The sequence below is a fragment of the Deferrisoma palaeochoriense genome (genome assembly GCF_054656955.1).
Genome location: NZ_BAAHXI010000063.1, coordinates 1 through 23,276, shown reverse-complemented (window position 1 = coordinate 23,276; position 23,276 = coordinate 1). Strand labels below are relative to the sequence as shown.

The following is a 23,276-nucleotide window of genomic DNA, read 5'->3' as shown; positions in this document are numbered from 1 at the left end:
ATGTTGGGGTTCGCCGGGTTCGTGAGGTCGAACCCGGCCACGGTGTGGCAGTCGAGGCAGTCGAAGGCCGTGGCGTCCTGGGTGAGCTTGCTCTTCTGGACATCGACGGGGTGCTTCGACAGGGCGGACGAGGAGAAATGCTCGTCTACCCCCTTCATGCGGTCGCGGGGGAGCCCGTCGGGGTTCTGGGCCGACCGGAACGCCTCGTGGCAGAACAGGCACCGGATCGAGGGGTCGCCCGAGGTGATCCCCAGGTCGAAGGTCTTCTGACTCTGCTTGATCAGGTGGGTGCCCGGCACGATCTTCGACGCGCTCACCGCGTGGCACTCGTAGCACTTCCACCCCGGTGGGTAGTGGGTGGCCCAGACGGGCGGGGCCCCGACGACCGCCGCCATGGCGACGGCCCACACGGCCGCGATCCAGCGCCTACGTGCGCGAACTCCCATGGGTCCGGCTCCCCTTTCCATCGCGATCCCTCACCAATACCGTGGCGCCCGCCGCGCCGTGACCGGATACCGATCGAACCGGTCGGGGTTACGGGCGCCCCACTCGCGCCTCAGGGCGTCATGACGCCCCGTCCGTCGGTGCCCACCCAGGCCCGGGGCCCTTCGGCCCACAGGGCCGTGACCCTCGCCCCCTCCCACGCACGCTCGCCCCCGCCGGCCCGCCATCGCCACAGGCCCCGGTTGGTTCCCAACCAGATCTGATCGGCACCAAACGCCCAGGCCGTGAACTGCTCCCCCGGAACGAGATCGATCCGGGGCGGCTCGTCGGCCCCCGCCCAGGCCTTCAGGCCGAAGGGCTCCAGGCTCCAGAGTCCCCCCTCGGGCCGGGCCGCCAGGGCCACGGCTTCGGACGGCCCCACCCGATCCCAGGTCTCCCCCCGGTCGGCCGAGCGATACAGGCTTCCGCCGCCGGCGGCCCAGACCGCGCCCCCGGCCGCGGCCACGGCCCACCGGCCGGCCGGCGGGAGCCCGGCGGCCACGTGCTCCCAGGGGCCCTCGGCCGACCGGCGCACCACCCCGCCCTCGGTGCCGGCGTAGAGGAACGCGCCGTCCGTGGCCAGGGAAAAGATGGTGTTCGCCGTGCCGAGGCCCTGGGACACGTCGTCCCAGCGGTTCTCCCCCGGATTCCACCGGAACACCCCACGGCCCCCGGTGCCGGCGTAAAGGTCGCCGAAGGCCTCGAGGAACCCCGTGACCGCGGCGCCGGGGAGGCCCGCGTCGGCCGGCCGCCAGGTGGCCCCGCCGTCGGCCGACCGGAAGGCGCCGTTTCCGTCGCCGGCCCAGAGGGTACCGTCCGCCGACCGCCAAAGGGCGAGCACGGTCGTCGCGTCCATGCCCCCGGCGAGGGGCTCGGGGCTAAGATCGCCGCCGAGGCGCCACACGCCGTCGTGGGCGAGGCCCGCGAGCCACCCCTCCCCGGCCCGCGACAGCACCCGGACCTCGGCCTCCTTCCAGAGCCCCGTGGCCCGGGGACGGGGGGCGCCCGAGACCACAAGCCCCTCGCCGGCGAACGCGGCCGCCCATCCGCCGCCCGGGGCGACGGCCGCCGCGGTGACGAGGCCAAAAAGCCCCTTGCGGATCCGTTTCCAGGTGGCGCCCGCGTCCCGGCTCTCCCACAGGCCCTCCCCCCGGGTGGCCAGGAGCACGTGGCCCGGATTCCCCGGCTCCGCGGCGAAGCCCGACACCCGAAGCCGCGGGGGAAGTCCCCCCACCTCGGTCCAGCCCCCTTCGCCCCAGGCGAAGAGCCCCCCTCCGTCGGTGCCGGCGAGAAGCGGCCGGTCCCCCTCGGGCGGCAGCAGCGCGGTCACGTGGTAGGCCGGGGGGGGCCGGCCCTCCAGCCCCCGGTCCAGACGAACCCAGGTGCGGCCCACGTCGTCGCTCCGGAACGTCCCCTGGCCGGCCGAGCCCAGGTACACCCGGCCGTTCGGGCCTGCGGCCAGGCACAGCACCTCGCGCACCGGGGTCCCGGTGGCCGAGGCGAGCCCCGAGCGCACCGGCTCCCACGACGCCCCGCCGTCGGCGCTGCGCCACAGGCCATTTCGGTGCTCGGCCGCAAGCAGCGCCTCGCCAACCGCGGCAAGGGCCGTGACCTGGCGCACACCCCAGGCGTCGACGCGGCGCCACCGATTGCCCTCGAAACGGAAGAGGCCCCGCTCGGTGCCGGCCCAGGCCGGGCCGCTGCCGGGCCCGGCCACGAGCGCCGTGACCGACCCGCCGAAGGGCCCCTCGGCCAGGGCACCCACCGGCGCCACAGCGGCCGCCAGACACCAAAGCATCACAACCGCGCCAAACCGCCTCATTCGGCCCCTCCGAGGACCGTAAGGAAGCACCCGCCGCCTCCCCCTCCGCCCCCACCGGACGAGGTGCCCCCGCCCGACGAGGGAGGCGGTTCGGTCCCGCCCCCCGGCGGCTCGGTGGACTGCGCCTCCACCGTGAAACGGACCTCGACGCCCGCCCGGTTCCCGGCCTCGTCCCGGGCCTCGACCTCCAGGATGTGGGACCCCGTGGCCGGACTTCCCAGTTCCAGGGGAACCGTTCGCAGCGTCCAGGCGTCGGGGAACGCCCCGCCGTCGAGCCGGTACCGGTACTCCACCACGTCGTCGCCCGAAACCGTGACCGTCACCGGCTGCCCCTCGGTCACGGTGTCCGCCAGGCCCGAGAGTTCAGGAGACGGCGGCGTCACGTCGGGCCGCGCGGCCAGCACCTGGTAGGTGGGCGACTCCTCGCCCGCCGTCCGGAACCGGACGAACACCAGAAGCCCGCCGTCCCCCGGGGGCAGCGAAACCGCCAAAGGCCCCGACGCGTCGTCCCAGGTGAACCTCTCGCCGTCGAGGCTCCACCCCGCCTCCCCGGCGTCGGTGATGAATTCGATCGTCGCCGCGTCCCCCGCCACGGCCACCCCGGTGATCCGGCCCGTGACGGCCGTACCTTCCCCCGCGTCCAGATACACGAGCCCCCGGGTTCCGGCCCCGGCCACCAGGCGCCCGGTACCGGGCTCGAAGGCCAGGGCGGATACGAAGGGCAGCCGCCCGGATTCGGCGGCCAGCCCCTCCTCGGGAAGACGTTGCCAGGCGTTTCCCCCGTCTTCGGAGATCCACACGCCCTGACCCTGGAACGCCACCGCGACCCGGGCCGGCCCCGGCCGGTCGTCCACGGCCACGGCCGACGCGGCCGCCTGGGGCAGGCTTCCCACGCCGTGGCCCCCTGCGTTCCGGAGGATCCAGAGCCCACCGTCCGTCCCCACGAACACCGGCACCGACGAGTCCGGATCCCGGGGGGCCGCGGCGATCGCCGTGGCAGGGGCGTCCAGCCCGGCCGCCTCGGCCCAGGCGGCGCCTCCGTCGTCGCTGCGATAAACCAGGCCCTGGCCGGCCTGTTGGCCAGGGGCGGCCGCGTACACCGTGGCGGGCGGCACCAGGGTGAGCTGCCAGGGCCGCTGGGCCGCGTTAGGGGGTGCGGCCGCGGGCCGTTCCCACAGGGCCCCGGCCGTGTCGCTCGCCCGCACGGTCTCGAGGAATCCCGCCAGGAGCCGGTCCGCCTGGCCCGGAACCGGGAGGACGGGTCCCGGGTTCTGGGCCACCGAGGGCCCCAGCCCGCCGTTTCGAACCTCCCAGGTCCCGCCCCCGTCCCGCGAGCGGTACAGGCCGAACCCGGGAAGCGAGGCCCAGAGTTCGGCTCCGCGGTACCCCACCCACGCCACCGAGGGAGCTGGAAGGCCCGGGGCCCGGAGCCATGCCCCGTCCTCCGGGTTCCAAACCAGCACCCCGCCCCATCCCTCGCCGGTCTCGCCGCCACCCGCCGCAAGCCGGCCCGAACCGTGGGGCGCGAAGGCCAAGGTGCCGGCCGCGAACGCCGCCATGCCGTCCGAGGCCCAAGCGGGCGCCCCGCCGGGCCCTCGCCGGTACGCCCCTGCCTTGGCCGCCCCGATCCAGTCCCCGTCGGCGGTCGCCGCGAGGCTCAGGGGAACCCAGCCCTCCTCGGGTTTCGCCACCGAGGTGAAACCCGTTTCGTTCGTTTCCAGGAGCACGCCGGCCGGGGCCCCGTTCACCCAGTAGAGGACCCGCCCGTTCCCGTCGGCGGCCACGAGTTCCACGCTTTCAAAGTCGAGCCCCGCCCCCCCCAAGGCGGCGTGGCGTTCCTCCCAGGCTCCGCCGCCGTCGAGGCTAACCCAGAGCTCGGCCCCCGAGGCCACGGCCACCACGTCTCCGGCCGCAGACACGTCGGACGCGGAAGCCACATCGGGCCCGGGCACCGAAACCGGTGCGTTCCCCCCCTCATCCCACCGGTAGAGCCCCGTGGCCGCGGCGATCCAGGCCGTGGCGCCGGAAGGGGCGATGCGGTTTACCGTGGCAATCGGGACCCCGTCGCTCCACGTGGCGCCCCCGTCCAGACTGCGCCGGAGCAGGTCCGTGCCCCCGCTCTCCCCGGCGGCCCAGACGGTGGCGCAGTCGGCCGAAGCGGCGACCCGCTTGACCGAACCGGCGAGCACCCGGTCCCAAGAGGCGCCTTCGTCCGGGCTCGCCCAAAGCCCCTGGCCCCCCAGGGCCGCCAGGATCATCTCCGGCGAATCGCCCCCGCACACGGCCAGGTCGTAGACGAGATCCCCCCGGAACCCCGCCGCCTCCCACCGGGCGTCCGCCGGGTCCCACCGGAACACCCCGCCCCCGGTGGCGGCCCAGGCCGTATCGGTGTCGGACGGATCCGCCAGGACCACCCGGTACACCGACCCTCCCCACGGCCCGCCGACGCCGGGCGGGTAGGGCTCCCAGCGGTCCGTCGCGGACCACGCCGGCCGCGCCGGGATCAGCGCCAGGCTGCATGCGGCCGCGAGCACCGCGGCCGGCCGGCGGACGAATCGGGAAACAGGGTGCGGCAAGACGGTCCTTTGCCCCTAGTGGCAGGCCTCGCACAGGGCGTTGTCGAAATCCCGAAGCCGGAGCAGGGCGTCACCCGACTCCCGGGCCACGAGGTCGGTGTTGAGGTCCTCCTCGGACCCCACGCCGGCCAGGTACCCGTAGTGGGGGTTGTGGCAGGTGGTGCAGGTGACCACGCCCGGCTCCACGACCTCCGCCCCGTCCACGGTCTCGGTCACGGTTTCGAGGGGCAGGCGCACCACGAGTTCCCTCGTCCCGTCGGGGAGCGTCCGGAACTCCAGCGTATCCACGGGGCCCTCGGGGCTGGGGGCATACGGGCCGTACACCTCCTGCCCCCCCGCCGGCCGTACGATCTTGTCGGGCACGCCGTCGGCGTCGGTGTCCTTCTTGTACGTGGGGTGGTGCTTGCCCGGCTCCCGCTGCTCCGCGTGGCAAGCGCCGCACAGTTCGTCCACGGGCCGGCCTTGGCCGCCGGCCACCAGAAACGCCTCCCCGCCCCCTTCCGGCCGATGGCACCCCGTCACCGTGCCGTCCTCGCGCACCACGCCGGCGCAGGAGACCGAGGGGTGGCCCTCGATGGGCTTCGCCCCGAACAGCCGGGCCCAGAATCCCGGCGGCTCCGGAACCACCTTCGGCGCCTCGGCCGTGCCCCGACCGGCCGTGTGACACCGGCGGCAGTCGGCGCCGCTGCCGGGGTGCTCCCCGGCCCAGGCCGGGCCGGCGGCCAAGGCGACGGCGAGCAGCAAACTTATTAACCCGACGCCGATAGAGGCGCGCAAGGGGATCGCAGGGGCATGCGGCCTGCTTCCGGCCGTGCGTGAGTGCGACATCCGGCTTACGCCCGGCGCTCCAGCAGGCCACATGCCACCGCCGCGCCTCGTTAGCCGCCGGAGCAAGAGAAGTTCCCGCATTCCTCTCCCTCTGTTGTCGGGCCACAAAAAGGGGGCGGGCCTCCCCGCCCCGACCGTCACTCGCCGCGGATCACCCGTCACCGCGCCTAATGACACGCGTTGCACAACGTGTTGTCGGTGTCGCGCAGCCGCAGCATGTTGTTGTCGGGGATCTCGGTGTACGTGCCGCCCCCGCCCTGCCCCACGTCCACGGCCAGGTCGGTGCCATGGGGCTGGTGGCAGGTGGTGCAGGCCAGGTTCTGCGGCTGCCCCGGGAAGATATCGTCGAGCCGTGGCAGGTCCACCTGGGTGGGGTTCCCGATGGCGGTGTACGACGTGTCGCTCCAGTACATGACGAACTCGTCCACGTCCCCCTCGCCCCCGGCCGGCACGTCGTAGTTCACCCCGGTGGGCTCGTTGTACGCCCGAGTGAACGAGACCCCCGAGGGGTGGTGCAGCGGGTTTCCGTTGGGAGCCGTATCGTTGTAGGCCGTGTGGCAGCGGGTGCACAGGCCGCTCACATCGTCGGCCGCCTGCAAGGTCTGGGTCCGCAGTCGGTGCAGGTTCGCGGCCTGCGCCGGGAAATGGGGCTGGGCGGCATCGTGGCACGCCGTGCAGTCGATGGGCGTGGTCACCCCCGGAGCCGAGTCGATGAACGGATCCTCGGTCTGAATGCCCGCGTCGCCGTGGCCGCCGCGGGAGTAGCCCGAAGGGGTGGCGTAGTAGGCCCGGGTCGCGTCCGGGGCGAGTTTGGACGTGTAGGTGGCGGCGTCATTTCGGTCCCAAAGCCGGATCTCGGCCTGACTGTCGAGCCCGTCGTGGCATCCCGCGCAGGCCTGGCTGCGGCCCAGGCCGTCGGAATCGCCGGCGCCGTCCCCGGCGGAGGCAAGGTTCCAGTGCAGGCTCTCCGAGGCCGTGGGATTGCCGTGGCAGTCCACCCCGGTGCAGGTGCTGTCCGCCGGATCCACCGCGTCGCCCGGCGGCGTGGTGGGAAGCGCCGTTCCCCCGTAGGCCCCGGCCGCGGGATCCCCCGCCATGCCGTCCCAGGACGAGTTGGTGCGCTCCTTCAGGTTCACGTGGGCCCGGCTCGCGATGTTCCAACTGCCGGAGAGCTCCCCCGAGGTGGCGTGGTCGGGCCCGCTCCCCGCGTCGTCGCCGTGGCAGGGACCGCAGAGTTCTTTGGCGTTGTCGGAGGACGGGAACTTCACGAGCAAGAGGTTGTTCACGTGCTCGATGTGAGCCCCCCCGCCACCGGGGTAGTTCTCGGCCACGAGGTTCGGGTCGCCCCCTTCCAGGGCGCGGGCTGCCGGCGCCGGCGGAAACCCGTGGCAGCCGTTGCAGGCCGCCTGGGGAAACCCGATCAGCCCTTGGTTGGTCGTGCCCTGGCCCTTCTTGCCGCCGTGGGGATGGCACTGGGTACAGTTGTTGCCCACCTGGTGATCGCTCGCCAGAGTCTGGGACCGGTAATTGTGATTGACGTTGTCGTTGGCGTTCTCGGAGCTCGATTGGTGGCACACGGTGCACAGGTCGTCCGTGTTGTCCGTGTCGGGCTCGTCGAAGCTATCGGTGCCGGTGGTGCTGGTGAACACCACGGCGCTCCACCAGTTCGTGTTCTTGACGTCCGCCTCGCTGTCGGTGGGCGCGTGCTTGATCTTCTTACGGATCATGTAGATGTTGGCCGGGCTCGCGGCGCTGTCCTGCCCCTCGCCCGACCCGTGGGGGTCGTGGCACTCGGCGCAGTCCTTGAAAAAGTTCATTTGGGATTTCAGATCGTTCCCGGAGCAGTCCGTGAGCCCCACGCTGCCCTCGTGGGTGTACACCCAACCGTACGTGTCCTGGGTGCCGTCGGTCGTCTGGGAGTAGAAGTGGCAGGCGTTGCAGAACCCGACCTTGGTGGTAGTGGTCTGGGCGTCCTTGCCGCACCCCAGTTCGTCGGTCACGTCGGAATTGTCATGCACCTCCCCGGAGGTCCCAAAGTGGGTGGTGATGCCGTCGGGGGTGTCGATCGACCCCGTGTAGTGGTACGTGGACCACGGTTTGGCGTTCACGTACTCCGAGACGTACCAGGAGCGGAAATAGTTGCGCTGGGGGGTGATGTTCCCCAGGCGGGGGTTCTTCGCCGGGTCGGTGTAGTCGGTGTAATCGATCTCGGTGGAGTCGGCCACCCCGCCGATCGTGAACTTCGTGCCAATGGTCTCCACGGCGTAGGCGTACCCCTTGACCACGTGGCCCATTCCGTCGGCGGTCTGCTTCGGCCCCGGCAGCAGCTTGAACGCCGTGGACCCATGGTACAGGTGGCACTCGAGGCAGGGGATCTTGGGCGCCGGGTTCCCGGACCAGGGGAACGCCGTGGTGGCCTGGCCGTTCCCGCGGCCGTGACCCACCGTGAAAAAGTACCCCTGGTCCCAGGACGCCCCCGTGCGGTTGTTCACCTGGGGGGGAAGCCGGGTCGCCGCCGGCACGGTCTGGCTCCCGCCGTTGAGCCAGTCGCTCAGCGTGTAGGACGCCGACGTGGTGAACTCGACGTCGTTCCCCGCCCCGTCGTGGCACGAAAGGCAGAAGGGGTCGTAGTGTTTCAGATCCTCCCGCTGGGAGAAGCTGTTTCCCAACGAGCCGGTGTAAAAGTTGCCGTCGTCATCTTTGAGGATCGCGTTGGCCGGACCGCCACGGGTGTCGTGGCATTTGAGGCACCCGTTGTTGTCGGGGACGCTCATGTCGGCGGAGGTGTCGTAGTTGATGGTGTGGAAACTCAGAAGATCGTTCCCCCGCACGGCGCCGACGTGGCCGAACTCGCTGTCGACGTGCCGATTCTGAACGAACCCGGGCCCGTCCTTCGTGTGGCACGACAGACAGTACAGGGTGCCTCCCGTGTTGTGGGGGCTCGGATGACACCCTAAAGCTCCCCAGCACCCGCCGGAAGATTGCACCGCATCGTGGACCCCTGCGTGGAACGGGAACTCCGGGGTGAATCCGGAAAGCGCCGGAGGCGCGGAAACCCACGTGTCGCTGGACTCGTCCTTGACCCGGGCGCCACCGGACGAATGGCAGGCCAGACACACCGCCCGCTGGCTCGCACCCGTTGCGTCCGCCGCGTCGTACCCGGTGACCACGAACTCGGTGGTGCCGTAGGGGCTCGCAGGCGTGTCCGCGCCGTTGATCAGCAGGGCGTCGTTCCCCGAGGCGCCGGAGGCCGCGTGGGGGTCGTGGCAGTCGTAGCACGGGAGTTCGTGGGTGAGGTTCCCCTTGCCCCGGTTGTTGTGTCCGCCGGCGTTGAACTCGGCCAGTATGTTGGCGGCGCCGGTGCCGTCGCCCGTGTCCTCATCCATCCCCGTCGCGTACGGCGGCGATGTCCCCGCGTCACCGTCGTGGCACAGGAAGCACAACACGTCCGCCGTGGCGAAGGTCGTTTTGGACCAGTCCACCCCGCCGTTGCTGGACGTCGCACCGCCCAACGGGCCGTATTTGCCGCCGAGCCGTGGCGGATTGTCAGCCAGGTTGTTCGCGCCGGGGTCCGTGGCCCCAATCACCAGGCTGTGGTGGTTCGGGTACCCGTCGCCCGGGCCCTTGGTGCACAGGGTTTCCGGCAGGAGGTCCGGACCGGGGTTGGTGGCGTTGTCGGTGTCGCCGTTGTGGCAGTCGTTGCAGAAGATGCGCTTCGCGCTCGTGTAGCTCGCGTTGTCGCCCCCCACGTCCACGGGGTGGGCCGACCCGTTCGCGCCGCCAGCCGCCGCCGCGATCTCGTTGGCGATGTCGCCCGTGGACCCGTGGCAATAGGAGCAGTCCAAGGGTTCCCCCCCCGTCCAGGACGACCCGCAGTAAAAATCGGTCTGGTACAGGGCGTCCTGGACGTTGTCGCTCAGGATGTTCCGGGACCCCGGCACCACCTTCGTGGACCGCAGGGCGTGGCACGAAAGGCACGGCCGGCCGAGGGAGTGGTCGGCCCGGGACGGCAGTGCCGAAAAGAGGACCACGCCGAGCGCCGCCACCGCCAGCGCCAGGGGCTTTGCCGTCCGCTCCGAGGTTCTGTGCATGGCCCTGTCGCTCCCTCGCTCAGTAGCTCTTTTCGAGACGGTTCAGGCCGTTGGCCGTTCCCACCCACACCTCGGTACCGCGCACGAAGAGCGCGGTGATCCGGTCGTCGGTGAGGCCGTCTTCGGTATAGAAGTTCGTGAACTGGAACCCGTCGAACAGCCCGAGGCCCTTCTTCGACCCGAACCACACGAGGTCCCCGTCCACCGCGATGGCGTTTACCGTGGAGTGGGGTAACCCCTCGGCGATGTCGTAAATCCGCCACGAACCGTTCTCGTACACGCTCACCCCGCAGCACCCGCCCAGGTAGCAGGTCGCCCCCTTTACGGCCAGGGTGTACACAAAGTTGCTGGCGATCCCGTCGGCCACGGTGAACGTGGTCCAGCCCTTACCGTCGAACCGGTATACCCCCCGGTTCGTGGTGCCGATCCACAGGGTATCGCCGGCGAAGTCGAAGTCCGACACGTTATTGAGAACCGTGCCGGGCTTCATGGTGCCCCGATCCTTCCACCGCTCCCCGTCGAAGGTGAGAAGCCCCCCGTGCATGGTACGGGCAGCGACCCACAGGAGCCCGTCGTGCACCCGGAACCGGGCGTTCACCAGTTTCACCCGGCCCTCGGTGTCTTTGATCTGCCACGAAGCCCCGTCCCAGACGCTGATCCCGGCGTCCGTGCCCACATAGACCACTCCCTTGTACTTGGCGATGTCGGTGACCCGGTTCGAGGCCAGCCCGTCCTCCACTTTGGTCACGATCCAGTTGCCCTCCTCGAAGTTGAGCCGGGCCACCCCCGCGTCGGCCGTGCCGACCCAAGCGTCCGTCTCGTCCACGTAGAGGGCCGTGATCCGGTTCGAGGGTAGGCCGTTCTCCGTGGTGTAGCGCTGGGTGACCCGCACGTCCGGCACCGAGGCGCGCCCCACCTCTTGGGGGGCCGGAACCGGTTCGGCGGAGGCCGGTTTCTCCTCAGGCGCTTTCGCCGCCGGCGAGGGGGCCGGCGCCTTTGCCGCAGGCTTTTGCTTCGGCACGGGCGGAGACAGGACCTCCTCGGGAACGGGAGGCGGGCTCACCCGAGCGATGTCTTCGCGGATCCGGGGCTCGAGGCGCTTTGCCCGCCGCCGCGCTTCCTCCCAGCGCTCCTCGGCCGAACGCGCAGGAAGCTCGGGCGGGGGCTCCAGAACCGGCCGCGCCGGGGCCGTCCGGACCTCGCCCGCCTCAGTCGCCAAGGTCCTGGCCGCGGTCCCTGCAGGCCGGGGTGTCCCCCCCGGTGTTGCGCAGGCGACCAACCCAACCACCCCCAACAAACAGAAGGAACGAAGAAAACGCATCGGAACCTCGAATCGGCTGGGAGGCTGGAAGGCTAGGAGGCTGGGAAGCTGGAAGGCCCAACCCCCTGTGGTTCCAGCTCGGCGGATTGTCCTACCCTGAAACAGGGCGCGGCGGTGAAGGCCCACTCCCCGGGCGACAACGGCGCTTACAGGTGACACTCGTAACAGAGGGCGTTGTCCGTTTCGTAACTCTTCACGACGAACTGTTTCTGGTCCGTCGGCATGTGGCGGGTGTGGCACGTGTCGCAAGTCACGTACTTGCCGTCCACCAAGGGCAGCGACTGGGGCTTCTGGTACCGCCCTTTGTACTGCTCCAGCTCGAGCTGCGGAATCAGATCCATGTTCATGCCGTCGGGGTGGGTGTCCTGGTACCGGATCTTCCGGTAGGTGTCCTTGCGCACCCCCGCCAGTTGGAGCCTCTTTTTGAACTCCTCCACCTGGTCCTCGGGCACGATGATGCCCCGCAGATCCTTTCCGCTCTTGATCACGTCGTCGTAAGACGCCGTTTCCACGCACGGGTTGTTCTCGTGGCACGAACTGCAAAAGCGGTCGACCTCCGACGGCGCCAGAGGCAGGGGCTGGAGCACCACCTCCACGTCCTCGGAGGGATCGACGATCACGATGTCGAACCGGTCGTCCACCGCGACGGCCACGGGGTAGTAGCGCACCGGCACATCCACCGTGATACACCCGATGATCAGTCCGCTCTTGCTCTGAACCCGAAGGCTCACCTCGGCCGTGTGGGTGAGCGGCACCTTTTCGAACACGAAGCGTCCGCTCGCGTCGGTCGTGGTCATCTCGTAAAGGAGGCTCACCGGGACCCCGGCCAGGGGCTCCTTCGTTTCCGGGTCCACCACCCGGCCCCGCACGTCCCGGTACAACTCGCGGCCCTCGGGCGGCTCGGCGCCCCAGGCCCCCGTGGCCACCGCCGCCCACAGCGCCACCCCCAGCCCCATCCATCGCCGCATGGCTTTGCCTCCGTGGAATCGAGCCGCTACTTCAACAACTCCTGGAGCTTCGCCTCCAGTTCGTTCTCGTCGCCCGGCCGGTAGCCTCCCTTGAGGAGCGCGATCTTGCCGTCGGAGCCCACCAGCACCAACGCGGGGGTGAACGAGAACCCGAAGAGTTCCGGCGTCTTGAACTCAGGATCGTGGAGGAACGGGAAATCGAACCCGAAGTGCTCCTTGTACCGCTTGACCCGGGCCGGGCTTCCGGAGTCCACGCTGATGGCCACCACCCGGAGTTTGGGGTACCTGGCCGCAAGGTCCTTGAGGGCCAGAAGCTCCTTTCGGCACGCGGCGCAGGAGGTCTGCATGTAGGTGACCGCCAAAACCCCCGAACCCGCCATGGCTCCGACGTCCACCACCTGCCCGTTCTCCACGTCGGCCAACTGGAACGGGGGCAACGGGTCTCCCACCGAGGCCGCCCACCCCACCGCCGCCAGAACCATCCCCACCAGAAGCGCTCCGCCTCCGCAGGCCCATTTCTTACGCATACCGTTCCCCTTTATTGCGAGTGGCACTCCCCACACAAAGGATCCTCGTAATCCCAGGTCACTGGGAATTTTCTTAGCATCGCCTCCGTCGTCGCAGGCCCCGTGTCGTCCGGCGAACCCGTATGGATGTCATGGGTGGTCGCCGTGCCGTGGGGGTCGTGGCAGGTGAGGCACGCAATCCAGTGGGTCCCCAGGGTTGGCGCGTACACCCTCGCCTCGATCGCCCCACCCGCCCCCGCGTAGAACGGCAGAATCCCGGTTTCCGCGTAGGCATCGGGAAACACCCCCGCCCCATTTGGGTCTTGGAACGGGTCCGTGATCTGCATGGACCAACCGCCGGTTATCGCCCTCCATTGGGCCATCCCAACTCCCTCGGGGATGTGCAGGCCCTTTCGGTCCTCGCTCCATCCGTGGAAATCGTTCTTGGCCAGGATCGCCTTCGAGGGATCCACCAGGTCCGCCTCCACGTGACACCCGTAGCACACGTTCGTCACAAACTCCCCGATGGTGTCGTTCCCGGAACCGAACAGGCCGTCCACCAGGAACCGGTTCGTCGTGCCGTGGGGGTTGTGGCACCCCTGACCCGACCCTCCCGCCAGGCAGGTCACATCCATGGGGTTACCCTCGAGGCTCGTGGCCAGGCCGTGGCCGTTGGTCTCGTAGTAGTCGAAAAAGGGCGGCGAGTTGGTGTACGGGGACGCGGCGTTCACGTCTTTCGGCGGGACGGCGGGCACGACCCAGGGGGGCGAGGTCTGCTGCGTCGCGGGGTTCGAACGGTTGGACGGCCCCACCTGTCCTGCAGGGAGGGCTCCGTTAAACTGCTGGAACGCCGCGTTGGCGGCCCCTTCGTCGACCCCGTCGTGGCACGAGAGGCAGAAATCCTGGTACGCGGAGTAGTCCGTTGAGCGGGCCACAGGGTCCCCGGCCGCCTTGCCCGTGGCAGATCGGTCGTCGGGATACACCAGAAACGCCGCGTCGCTCGGGTGCTTCGTGCCGTTTCCGTGGCACTTTTTGCACTCGTTCAGGTTGGCGTCCTCGGGGGTGTTGAAATCGCCGTCCACCTGGTACCGGATGTTGTGCTGGCTCAGGATGTTGGCGTCGTTCACCAGGCCGATCCCATTGAAGTAACGGTCGATCTGGAAGTTCGCCTCGGTCGCGTCGTCGAACAACCCCCCGTTCGCGGTCGTGGTGTGGCAGACGAGGCAGTCGTCGTTGGGGATGGAAAACGACTTCTTGTGGTCGTGGCAGGTGCCGCAGTTGTCGTATTTGGGATCGGTGCTGTGGGGGAAGACGGGCGGGGTCACGCCGGTCACCGTGTCCCAACCATCGCCCGTGGGCAGACTGCCGTCGTGGCAGTCCATGCACAAGCGTTCGGGGTAGGTGGAGTACGACGTGTTTCCGGTGCGGGACCAGAGTCTCTGGTCCTGGGCTCCGTGGGGCACGTGACACTCTGCGCAAACCCCTCCCCCGGTGAACCCGTTGTCCACAAAGTCGTGGGGGCTCCCCACCATCGCCGCCATTGCGCGCGGCGCGGTGAACGCCATCCCGATCGAGACGAGGGCGAGGGCCAGGTAGCGTAGAGCGCCTCCGAAAACGGGTTGACCTTTCCCCATCTTCACTCCATCCCCTTCCGTAGCCCCACGTCCGCCCGCCCCCCCACGCATCAACGGCCCTCACCGCGTCGACCACGGCCGCGGCGGGCGAACGCCCGCACACCGTGCCTACAGCCGCGTGCCCGTCGGCCCCTCCGAACCACCCACGTAGAGCACCGAGTTCTTCCCCCCGAAGCCGTCGGGGATGATACCGGCGGCGTTGGGGTCGGGCAACCATTTCGTTCCGTCCACCACAAAGGCGTACTGATACCGGCCCGGCTCGAGCCGCAGCCGGAACACCCACCGGCCGTCGCGGCGCTCGGCCCGGACCGGGGCCTCGGCCCGACCCCAGGCGTTGAAATCGCCCACGAGCCGCACGTCCCGGGCGTCGGGGGCGGCGAACTCGATCACCACCGTGCGGCCGCGGTCGGCGAGCGTGGCGTTGAGCTTATGCACCTCGCGGGCCAAAAGCCCCACGAAGAACGCGAGCGCCACGGCCGCAAACGTGGCCGCCGGCCGGAGCACCGGCAGCCGGGCCCAGAGCCTTCGCCACCGGCCCGGCCGGGGCAGTTCGGCGATCCGGGCCTTCACGCGGGCCGCGAGGTACGGCGGCACCTCGGGGCGTTGCTCCCCGATGCCCTCCAAGGCGTGCTCGAGCCCCTCCAGGGCCCGGGCGAGCCGGTCGCACCGGGGGCACCCGGCCCGATGGCGCGCCGCCTCCTCGGCCTCGGCCGGCGTGGCCTCGCCCTCGCTCACCTTGCACCACAGCGCCTCGAACCTCTCGCAGAGCATCAGCCTTTCGCCCTCCTCAGACGGTCGAACCCCTGGATCCGGAACCCCCCGCGCCGAAGCGATGCGGGACGAACTCCCTACCGCCCCAACCCCGCGGGGTTACGGCCCGGCGAACGCGGTGCGCGGGTCGGGGAGCCCGTCCGGGAGGGCGCTGCCCTCCCGGACGGCCCGGAGCACCTCGCTCGGGCTCGCCCCGGCCCACAGGGCGTCGGCCACGGCGCACACGGCGAGTTTCGGGTCTACGGGGCGGTGGCCCTCCAGGGTCAACCGCTCCACGAGATCGCTCGCCTGCCGGAGGGTTAGCGTGCGCCGTTCCAGCACCCGCAGGATCGCCTCGGCCGGCGCCCCCTTGGCCACGCCCTCCCGCAACTTCGACAGGAGGTCCTCGTGGGGCAGTCCGGCCACCCGGGCCCGGGCGATGAGAAGGAGCACGCGGGCCGTCTCGGCCGATGTCAGCCCGGCCTCCCGGCAGGCGTCCTCCACCTCCTTCACCTCCGCGTCCCCGAGGCCGGCGGCCCGGGCCTGGGCCCGCACCTCGGTGAGCGGGCCAGCCGGGTCTCCCGGCCCGAGACGCCCGAGCGACTCCCCGGCCAGGGCCGGGGCCGCCAGGGCCACAAGCAGACAGGTCAGGAGGCGCAGCACCCTCACAGCTCGTCTCCGTTCAGGAGCCCCAGGCGCTTCAGGATCATCTTCTTCGCCCGGAAGATCCGGATCTTCACGTTGTTGAGCGAGATGCCCACGATGTCGGCAATCTCCTGGTAGGGCATCCCCTCGAGGTAACACAGCACCAGGGGAGTCTTGTACTTTTCCGGAAGCTCCCGCACCGCCGCCAGGAGCCGGCTCCAGTTCTCCTGCCGCAGCAACTGCTCCAGGGGATCCTCCTGGGGCCGATGGGCCAGGAGGGCGAGGGGGTTCACGCTCTCGGAATCCACCTCGTCCCTTCGTACGCGGTCGCGGTGGCGATCGATACACTGGTTTCGGGCGATGGTGAACAGCCAGGTCGCGAACCGCCGCGAGGGGTCGTAGGTGTGAAGAAACCGGTAGGCTCGAAGAAACGTATCCTGCGCCACGTCCTCCGCCCGGGCCGGATCCTGGAAAAAATGCAGGGCGAACCGGTAGATCGGACCCTGGTATTTTTCCACGAGGGCGCCGAAGGCCTCCCGGTCGCCGTCGAGGGCGCGGACGGCCAGTTCGGAGTCGGCGTCGAAGAACCTGGACGTGTCCATGATGCGCGGAAACACCCTCCGGCCGCGTGAAAGCGCGCACGTGACAGCCAGCGGCGGCCCATTCTACCCCAAGCCGAATCGGGATGCCCCCGGGACCGAGCAACCTCCGTGCCCGAATATTTTCGGTAAAGCCCGGGCGGCGTGGGGCCGATCAGTGGGGAGGCCGCCGGTTTGACTTTGGAAACCGCCTTGGTCAAGCTATGGCGACCCCCGGCACGGGGATTGCTGGCGGATTTCCGACTTGGTTTCCGGTGGGGCCGGCGACCCGGTCTTTCGAACCTCTCACCATCGTTTCCGGAGGAGAACCTTGCGGCTTCTCTGCCTGATCGCGACGTTCCTTTTCGTGTCCGTCCAGCCCTCCCTGGCCCTTTTCGGCGCGGGGAAAAAGCCAGAACCGGGGGACGACGCCCCCGTCTTCACGGCCCCCTTGCTGAACGGCGGCGACCTCGATATCGCTCCCCATATCGGCCAAAACGCGATCCTTCTCGACTTCTGGTCCATCTACTGCGTGTCGTGCGTGCAGGAGATGCCCCACCTGGTGGACATCTATAACCGGTACAAGGATAAGGGCCTCGTGGCTGTTGGGGTGGACCTCGACAGCTTCGGGACGAAGCGGGTCAAGAAGTTTGTGGCCGGCCTCGATTTCCAGATCACCTACCCCATCGTCGTGGACAAGCGCCGGGAGGTGGCCGCCAAATACGGGGTGAGCGTGTTGCCCACCACGGTGGTGATCGGGGCCGACGGGAAGGTGCTGTATTACCACGTGGGCTACTCGCCCGGGGACGAGGCCGAGATCGAGGAGAAAGTAAAGGAAGCCCTAGGGTTGGGACAGTAGCCCTCCGCCTCCCCAAAGCTCGAAACTCCGGGAGGTCGCGGGAGGGCCAACTCGCAAGAACAATAATTTTTCGCTTTCTCCCGCTCACTTTGCCACCAGCGCCGGGGCCATGGGACCGAGGACCGGCGACCGACAACCGAAGTTTCAACCCGGCGCCAATAGAGGCGCGCAAGGAAGTCGCCAGGGCATGGGGCCTGCTTCCGGCCGTGCGTGAGTGCGGCATCCGGCCACTGTAGGAGCCACGCCCGGCGCTCCAGCAGGGCCCATGCCCCGGACCGTGCCTATTTAGCCGCCGGAGCAATAGTTGGAAGCTCCGGTAGGCCGCGCAGGGCGCGGCCTGTTCGCAAGAACAATAACTTCCGCCCGTGGTACACGGTGAGCCGCCTCCGTCTGGGCCACGGGACCGGAGACCGCAGACCGACGACCGTGGACCGAAGTTATTTGGAAGGAGAACACGCGATGAAGCGCTGGATTGTACCGCTTCTGGGCCTGACCCTGTTGGCGGCCCAGGCGCCGGCGGCCTTGGCGAGCGAGGCCACGGCCCTCAAGGGGAAGCAGGGCGCGTCGAACGGGCTGCTCCCGGTGGGATCCGAGGCCTTGCCCTTCGTCCTTAAGGATCTCGACGGGAACGAGGTGAAGCTCGAGGACTTCAAGGGCAAAAAGGCCGTTCTTTTGACGTTCTGGTCTTTTTTCTGCGGGCCCTGCCGCGAGGAGATCCCGCTCCTCGACCAGATCCTCAAGAAATACGAGGACCAGGGCTTCGAGATCCTGGCTATCAACCTGGACGGCCCCAAGCTGGAAAAGGCCGTGCGGCGCTACCTGGAGTCGAACGGGTTCTCGTTCAAGGTGCTCTGGGAGGAGATCGAGGGGGTGAGTTACAAGACGGCCGACGCCTACGGGGTGGCTGGCACCCCGAGCCTCGTGCTCGTGGGGAAGGACGGGAAGGTGCTCTGGACCCACGTGGGCCGGGAAGAACCCGAGAAGATCGAGGAGATCGTCCGCAAGGCGATCGGGGCGGGCTGACCGACCGCCGCACCGCGGGCATCAAAAAAGCGCCACCCCCGCGGGGTGGCGCTTTTTCCGTTGCGCTGGAGCGGGCGACGGGATTCGAACCCGCGACTCTCAGCTTGGGAAGCTGATACTCTACCAGCTGAGTTACGCCCGCTTCCGCTGGAAGATCCCTGATTATAGGCAACCGGAGGCCCGTGTCAACGGGAAAGTGGCCCAGAGCGTTCCGGAGGCTCCCCCCATGGAGAACGAGCAGCGTTTCCGGCCCGCCGGGGTGCTACCGGGCCGGCTGTACATCCCCGGCGGGGGCGGACCCAAGAAACACCCCTGCCGCGAGTGCTTCGCCTGCCAGTGGTGCGCCGACTCCCGGTGCGAGGCGTGCCGGCGCTGCCGCGACCGCGGGGCCGGTTCGCCCGAAGGGGATCAAGCCACGAAAAGGTAGTCCCGCTCCTCGGCCCGTCCGGCGAGGAGGGCCCGGACCCGGTCGCGCACCCGGGCGTCGCCGAAGCAAAAAAGGGCCAACCCGTCCCACCGGGGCAGCCCCTGGCCGGGCTTCCATTCCACCGGTTCCGCCGCCACCCCGCGCCGGGCGAGCGCCCGGGCCCAGGCGGCGAGGCTCGTTCGCCGGCCGAAGATCGCGACCCGCCCGACGCCCCGCGCCGCGAGTTCGGCGACCAGATGGCGCGCCTTGACCTCCCGGAACGCCGAGGCCGCCATCCGGTCCGACCGCCGGGTTTCCCGCCGGCCGTGCTCCCGCCAGAAATAGAGGACCCGGGGCACCTTGCCCAATCGGCAGCCCAGCCGGTGCCAGCGAAGCAGGAGGTCGAGGTCTTCGGGCCCCTCCCCCTCCCACCACCCCCCGACCCCCACGAGGACCTCGGTGCGAACCGCCAGGGTGGCGTGGGTCACCGTGCACTCCACGTACCGCTCCCGCCGGATCGCCTCGGGGGTCACGAGCCGGTTCTGCCAAGCCGCGTAGGCCGCCATGCGGCCCGGCACGTTTGGGGCCGGGAACAGCCGGACCCGGCTCCCCACGGCCTGCCAGCCCGGGTTTCGCCAGAGGGCCTCCACGAGGGCCCCGAGCCGGGCCGGGTGGGAGAGGTCGTCGGCGTCCATGCGCGCCACGATCGGGGCCGAGACCTCCCGCAGCCCCCGGTTCAGGGCCGCGGCCACCCCCCGGGCCGGGGCCCGGACCAGGTGGAGCCGCCGGTCCCCGTTGGCCGCGGCTTCCAGGACCGCGGCCGAACCGTCGCGGCTCCCGTCGTCCACGGCCACGAGCCGCCAGTCCCCAAACCCCTGGCGCGCGAGGCTCCGCCAGGCCGCGGCGATCCAGGGGGCGGCGTCGCGAAACGGCAGCAGCACGTCAACCCGGGCCACGCTTGCCTCCTCGGCCCCGGGTGGTAGGCTGGGGCCGGGTTGGGGCACAGACCTGCCGGGGGCGCGGCCCCCAAAGGGGCGTGGCATGGACCGATGGATCCTGTACGTCGAGGACGAACCGGGGCTCCTGCGCCTCGCCGAGGCGGTGTTCCGAAAGCTCGGCTTCCCGGGGCGCGTCGAGGGGGCGGCGACCCTGGGGGAGGCCCGGGCGGCGCTCGCCCGGGTACGGGGCGGAGGGGATCCGCCCTCGCTCGTGGTCACGGACGTGGGCCTGCCCGACGGTTCGGGGCTCGACCTCGTCCGTGAGGTGAAGGAGGACCCCGTTTTTCGGCCCGTTCCGGTGGTGGTGCTTTCGGGCTCGGCCACCCCGGAAACCGTGACCGAGGCCTACGCCCTCGGGGCCAACGCGTTTTTCTCGAAGATGCCCTCGGGCGGCGATCTTCTCACCACCATGGAGAGCCTGGTCCGCTGCTGGCTCCAACACGCGGAACTTCCCCGGGCCGGGGCCGGCGACCGCGCCCGCTGGGCCCTGACCCGGGCCGTGGCCTACGAGACCCGGGTGGCCCAGGTCTACCTGAACCTCGCCCGCGCGCTCCGGGGCGACCCGGAGGCCCTGCGGTTCTGGCTGGACCTCTCGCTTGCCGAGGGAAATCACGCCAACCTGCTTCGGTTTTTCGAAACCCTGATCTCCGAGGCCGACGTGGCCCGGGACGTCCTCGACCGGGTCGAGGCCCAACTGGCCCAGGTGGAGGCCTGCATCGCCGGGGTGGAACTGGACCTGGCGGCCCGGCCCGCGCCGCCCCGCGACCGAGCCCTCGACCTGACCCTTCGGATCGAGGAGTGCCCGAGCGAGGAACTGATCCTCACGGGCCTCGCGGTCCTCCTGCCCCGGGGCCCAGGGGCCGTGGCCGCCCTGGCCGAAAGCCTCGCGGAACACACGGCCCGGATCGTCACCGGCGTGGAGAAACTCACGGAAGACGGGGACCTGCGGCGCAGGGCCCGGGGGCTCCTGGCCCGGTCCGACGCCCTTCGGGACCGGTTCGGCGCGGCCCCCGCGCCGCAGCACTGAACCTCCCCCCGCATCGGCCCCCCGTCACGGATCACCCGGCCAGGTCCATGCCCTCCACCAGCACGGCGGGCGCCACCAGGTGGCCGTGGGCCTCGAGGACGGACCCGACGGCCGCAACCCGCCGCAGGAGTTCGGGGAGCGTGCCCGACAGGGCCCCCCCCGTCACGGGGTAGGCCGGCTCGCCCCCCTCGAACCAGACGCCGGCGCACCCCACCGAAAACTCCCCGGTCACGGGATCTGCCGTGTGGAGCCCCAGGAGCTCCCGCACCAGGAGTCCCCGGCCCGCTCGACCGAGGAGGGTGGCCAGATCTCCCCCGCTCCCGGTCCGCCAGACCAGATTGGTGACATCGGGCCCCGGCGGCCCCCCGGGGCCGCCCACGGCGTTTCCCGTGGACCCGACCCCGGCCCGCCGGCCGCTCGCCCGGTCGTGGAGAAACGCGGCCAGCTCCCCCTGATCCACCACCACGGTGGTGCGCCGGGGCTCCCCCTCGTCGTCCACCGGCTGGGTGTGGAGCCCCCCGGGTCGGAGCCCCTCGTCGGCGAGGGTGACCTCGGCCGGGGCCACGGCCTCCCCGAGTTCGCGGAACACCGAAAAGCCCTTCTCCACATTCTCGCCGACGAACGAGGGGGCAAGGACGTCCAGGAGGTCGGCCGCGACCCGGGCGTCCAGCACCAGAGGGAACCGCCCGGTGGGGCATGGCCGGCCGCCCAGGAGCTCCGCCGCCCGTAGGGCGGCCTCCCGGCCAACGGCCTCCGGGTCGAGGCCGGCCCAGCACCTCGCCTCGGCCGAGGCCCACCCGCTCCGGGCCTCGCCGTCCGCCTCGGCGGCCGCCTCGGCCGAGGCCGAAACCTCCGTCTCCTCCCAGGCCACGGCCTCGCCGGCGCCGGTGCGGATCTCCCGCCGCACCCGGGCCACCTCGACCGCCGGCTTTCGCACCGAGGCCACCCGGGGGTCGGCCGACCGTACGGAGGCCTCGATCCCTCGCACGGCTTCGGGGAGGTCGTCCGGGGAGAGCCCGGCCACCGCGGGGTCGTAGATGCCGAGGTCGTCCCGGGGCGCCGGGCCCACCGGGCCCTCGAGCCCGGCGCCCGGCACCGGGTCCTGGGCCCGGGCGGCCTGCCGGGCGGCGTCCACCAGGTCCTCGGGGGCCCACCGGGCGCCCGGGCCCCGGGGAGCCGAGGCGAACCCCACCCGCCCCCGGCCGAGGTCCAGCCGGAACGTCACGTAGCCCTGGGTCCACCGCTCGGCCACCCGGTTCCCGCCCGTTCCCTCGACCCGGATCCCCTCCTCCCACCACACCCCGGCCTGCCACGGGGCGCCCCGGGCAGCCCGGTGTACCCGGTCCCAGAACCCGGACGGGATCACGGGCCCACCTCGCGCATCACCGCCACCTCGTCGCAGTCGGGGAACTTCACGCAGTTCAGGCAGTCCTGCCAGACCTTGTGGGGGAGCTGGGATTTCTCCACCTCGCCGAACCCGAGTTTCGCGAAGAATCCCGGCCGGTAGGTCAGGGCGAACACCCGCCGCAGGCCCAGCCGCCGGGCCTCCCCAAGGCACGCCTCCACCAGGGCCCGGCCGATCCCCTGGCCCTGGAGATCCCGGCGCACCGCGAGCGACCGGACCTCCCCGAGGTCGATCCAGCAGATGTGGAGCGCCGAGAGCCCCACGATCTCGCCGTCGCGCCACGCCACCACGAAGTCGCGGATGTTCTCGTAGAGGTCGAGCCGGGACCGGGCCAGCACCACCCCCTCCCGGGCGTAGTCGTCGAGGATGACCTTCATGGCCTCCACGTCCTGGAGGCGGGCCGGTGCGATCTCGAGGTTCACGGCGCAACCCTTTCCACGAGCTCCCGCGCATGGCGCAGGGAAGTTTCGGTGACACGTCGGCCCCCCAACATCCGGGCGATCTCCCGGAGCCGTTCCTCCCCCTCCAAGGCCGTGACCCGGGTCACCGTGCGGCCGTCGGCCTCGGCCTTCTCCACCCGCAGGTGCCGGGTGGCCCGGGCCGCGATCTGGGGAAGATGGGTGATGCACAGGACCTGGCAGGCCTCGGCGAGGCGCTCGAGGCGCTCGGCCACGGCGTCGGCCGTGGCCCCGCCGATGCCGGCGTCCACCTCGTCGAACACGAGGGCCCCCACGCCGGGCGCCCGAAGCGCGTTCTTGAGGGCAAGGAGAAGCCGCGAGAGCTCCCCGCCCGAGGCCACCCGGGCCAGGGGCCGGGCCGGCTCGCCCGGGTTGGCGGCCAGAAGGAACCGCGCCCGGTCGGCCCCCCGGGGACCCGGGTCGGTGGGCTCCATCTCCACCTCGAACCGCGCCTTCCCCATCGCCAGGGCGGCAAGCTCCTCGGCCACCCGCCGCTCCAGCGCCCGGGCCGCCCGCTCCCGGGCCGCCCGGAGCTCCCCGGCCGCCCCGGCGAGGCCCTGTTCGGCCTCCTTGAGCCGCGACCGGGCCCGCTCGAGGCCCCACTCCACGTCCTCGATCTCGGCCAACTCCGCCTCGAGCTGCGCGAGCCTTTGCAGGATGGCCTCCACGCCCGCCCCGTGCTTTCGCTCGAGCCGGCGGATCGGCGCCCGGGGGGGGGCCCCCCCCCCCCGGCGGGGCGGGGGGGGCCCCCCCACGCCCCCCCCGCGGGGCACCCCGGGCGGCCCCCCCTCCAACCCGGGCCTTTGCATGGGCACCACAAATACAGCTTGCCGCGGGTTCGGATAACAGTCCGTGGGCCGCCACAAATTCCCCTGGGGGCGCCGCACACCCGCAAATT

Annotated in this window: 19 protein-coding genes and 1 tRNA gene; 3 read left to right on the top strand and 17 right to left on the bottom strand. The window is 70.8% G+C overall.

Translation table 11 applies throughout. The features are described 5' to 3' along the window. The 12 genes from ACYQ8L_RS14985 to ACYQ8L_RS14930 form a co-directional block, all read right to left on the bottom strand. Window positions 1-446: hypothetical protein (locus tag ACYQ8L_RS14985; RefSeq protein ID WP_459942618.1), on the bottom strand; the 446-nt coding region annotated here is incomplete at its 3' end. Window positions 447-556: 110 nt separating this feature from the next. After that, window positions 557-2,305, bottom strand: coding sequence for a ligand-binding sensor domain-containing protein (locus tag ACYQ8L_RS14980; RefSeq protein ID WP_459942617.1), 1,749 nt, complete (start codon window positions 2,303-2,305; stop codon window positions 557-559). Next, entirely contained in the window at window positions 2,302-4,881 is a 2,580-nt protein-coding gene (locus ACYQ8L_RS14975) for a WD40/YVTN/BNR-like repeat-containing protein (protein WP_459942616.1), read from the bottom strand. The genes ACYQ8L_RS14980 and ACYQ8L_RS14975 overlap by 4 nt, the downstream gene beginning before the upstream one ends. Window positions 4,882-4,896: 15 nt before the next feature. Then, window positions 4,897-5,658, bottom strand: coding sequence for a cytochrome c3 family protein (locus ACYQ8L_RS14970; protein ID WP_459942615.1), 762 nt, complete (start codon window positions 5,656-5,658; stop codon window positions 4,897-4,899). Window positions 5,659-5,876: 218 nt separating this feature from the next. Next, on the bottom strand, window positions 5,877-9,800 hold the full coding sequence (locus ACYQ8L_RS14965) for a hypothetical protein (protein ID WP_459942614.1): 3,924 nt from the start codon (window positions 9,798-9,800) through the stop codon (window positions 5,877-5,879). A gap of 19 nt (window positions 9,801-9,819) precedes the next feature. After that, entirely contained in the window at window positions 9,820-11,019 is a 1,200-nt protein-coding gene (locus ACYQ8L_RS14960) for a ligand-binding sensor domain-containing protein (RefSeq protein ID WP_459942613.1), read from the bottom strand. 248 nt (window positions 11,020-11,267) lie between these two features. Continuing rightward, a complete protein-coding gene (locus ACYQ8L_RS14955) occupies window positions 11,268-12,089 on the bottom strand; it encodes a cytochrome c3 family protein (RefSeq protein ID WP_459942612.1) in 822 nt (273 codons plus the stop codon). Between the two features lie 26 nt (window positions 12,090-12,115). Then, a complete protein-coding gene (locus tag ACYQ8L_RS14950) occupies window positions 12,116-12,616 on the bottom strand; it encodes a TlpA family protein disulfide reductase (protein WP_459942611.1) in 501 nt (166 codons plus the stop codon). 11 nt (window positions 12,617-12,627) lie between these two features. Further along, a complete protein-coding gene (locus ACYQ8L_RS14945) occupies window positions 12,628-14,229 on the bottom strand; it encodes a cytochrome c3 family protein (RefSeq protein WP_459942610.1) in 1,602 nt (533 codons plus the stop codon). A gap of 108 nt (window positions 14,230-14,337) precedes the next feature. Then, window positions 14,338-15,000 carry a hypothetical protein gene (locus ACYQ8L_RS14940; RefSeq protein WP_459942609.1) on the bottom strand — a complete coding sequence of 221 codons (663 nt, stop codon included), beginning with the start codon at window positions 14,998-15,000 and terminating at the stop codon, window positions 14,338-14,340. 99 nt (window positions 15,001-15,099) lie between these two features. Beyond that, window positions 15,100-15,648: a hypothetical protein gene (locus ACYQ8L_RS14935; RefSeq protein WP_459942608.1), complete on the bottom strand. Its 549-nt coding sequence runs from the start codon at window positions 15,646-15,648 to the stop codon at window positions 15,100-15,102. Continuing rightward, window positions 15,645-16,226 carry an RNA polymerase sigma factor gene (locus ACYQ8L_RS14930; RefSeq protein ID WP_459942607.1) on the bottom strand — a complete coding sequence of 194 codons (582 nt, stop codon included), beginning with the start codon at window positions 16,224-16,226 and terminating at the stop codon, window positions 15,645-15,647. Before ACYQ8L_RS14930 ends, ACYQ8L_RS14935 begins: the two co-directional genes overlap by 4 nt. A gap of 307 nt (window positions 16,227-16,533) precedes the next feature. Here ACYQ8L_RS14930 and ACYQ8L_RS14925 point away from each other — a divergent pair, with 307 nt between their 5' ends. Together ACYQ8L_RS14925 and ACYQ8L_RS14920 are read left to right on the top strand one after the other, a co-directional pair. Further along, window positions 16,534-17,061 (top strand): TlpA disulfide reductase family protein, encoded by a 528-nt coding sequence (locus ACYQ8L_RS14925; RefSeq protein WP_459942606.1) that lies wholly within the window; start codon window positions 16,534-16,536, stop codon window positions 17,059-17,061. Window positions 17,062-17,520: 459 nt separating this feature from the next. Continuing rightward, window positions 17,521-18,084 (top strand): peroxiredoxin family protein, encoded by a 564-nt coding sequence (locus ACYQ8L_RS14920; protein ID WP_459942605.1) that lies wholly within the window; start codon window positions 17,521-17,523, stop codon window positions 18,082-18,084. 66 nt (window positions 18,085-18,150) lie between these two features. On the opposite strand, the gene ACYQ8L_RS14915 is transcribed toward ACYQ8L_RS14920, so the two are convergent. Continuing rightward, window positions 18,151-18,226 (bottom strand) — tRNA-Gly (locus ACYQ8L_RS14915). A gap of 266 nt (window positions 18,227-18,492) precedes the next feature. Further along, window positions 18,493-19,446 (bottom strand): glycosyltransferase family 2 protein, encoded by a 954-nt coding sequence (locus ACYQ8L_RS14910; RefSeq protein WP_459942604.1) that lies wholly within the window; start codon window positions 19,444-19,446, stop codon window positions 18,493-18,495. A gap of 85 nt (window positions 19,447-19,531) precedes the next feature. On the opposite strand from ACYQ8L_RS14910, the gene ACYQ8L_RS14905 reads away from it, so the two are divergent. Then, a complete protein-coding gene (locus ACYQ8L_RS14905) occupies window positions 19,532-20,515 on the top strand; it encodes a response regulator (RefSeq protein WP_459942603.1) in 984 nt (327 codons plus the stop codon). 31 nt (window positions 20,516-20,546) lie between these two features. Here ACYQ8L_RS14905 and ACYQ8L_RS14900 read toward each other — a convergent pair whose 3' ends face one another. The 3 genes from ACYQ8L_RS14900 to ACYQ8L_RS14890 are packed head-to-tail and all read right to left on the bottom strand — an operon-like array spanning window position 20,547 to window position 23,133. Then, a complete protein-coding gene (locus ACYQ8L_RS14900) occupies window positions 20,547-21,881 on the bottom strand; it encodes a TldD/PmbA family protein (RefSeq protein WP_459942602.1) in 1,335 nt (444 codons plus the stop codon). After that, window positions 21,878-22,342, bottom strand: a complete 465-nt coding sequence (locus ACYQ8L_RS14895) for an N-acetyltransferase (protein ID WP_459942601.1) — start codon at window positions 22,340-22,342, stop codon at window positions 21,878-21,880. The genes ACYQ8L_RS14900 and ACYQ8L_RS14895 overlap by 4 nt, the downstream gene beginning before the upstream one ends. Then, window positions 22,339-23,133 carry a DNA repair protein RecN gene (locus ACYQ8L_RS14890; protein WP_459942600.1) on the bottom strand — a complete coding sequence of 265 codons (795 nt, stop codon included), beginning with the start codon at window positions 23,131-23,133 and terminating at the stop codon, window positions 22,339-22,341. Before ACYQ8L_RS14890 ends, ACYQ8L_RS14895 begins: the two co-directional genes overlap by 4 nt. Between the last annotated feature and the right edge of the window lie 143 nt (window positions 23,134-23,276).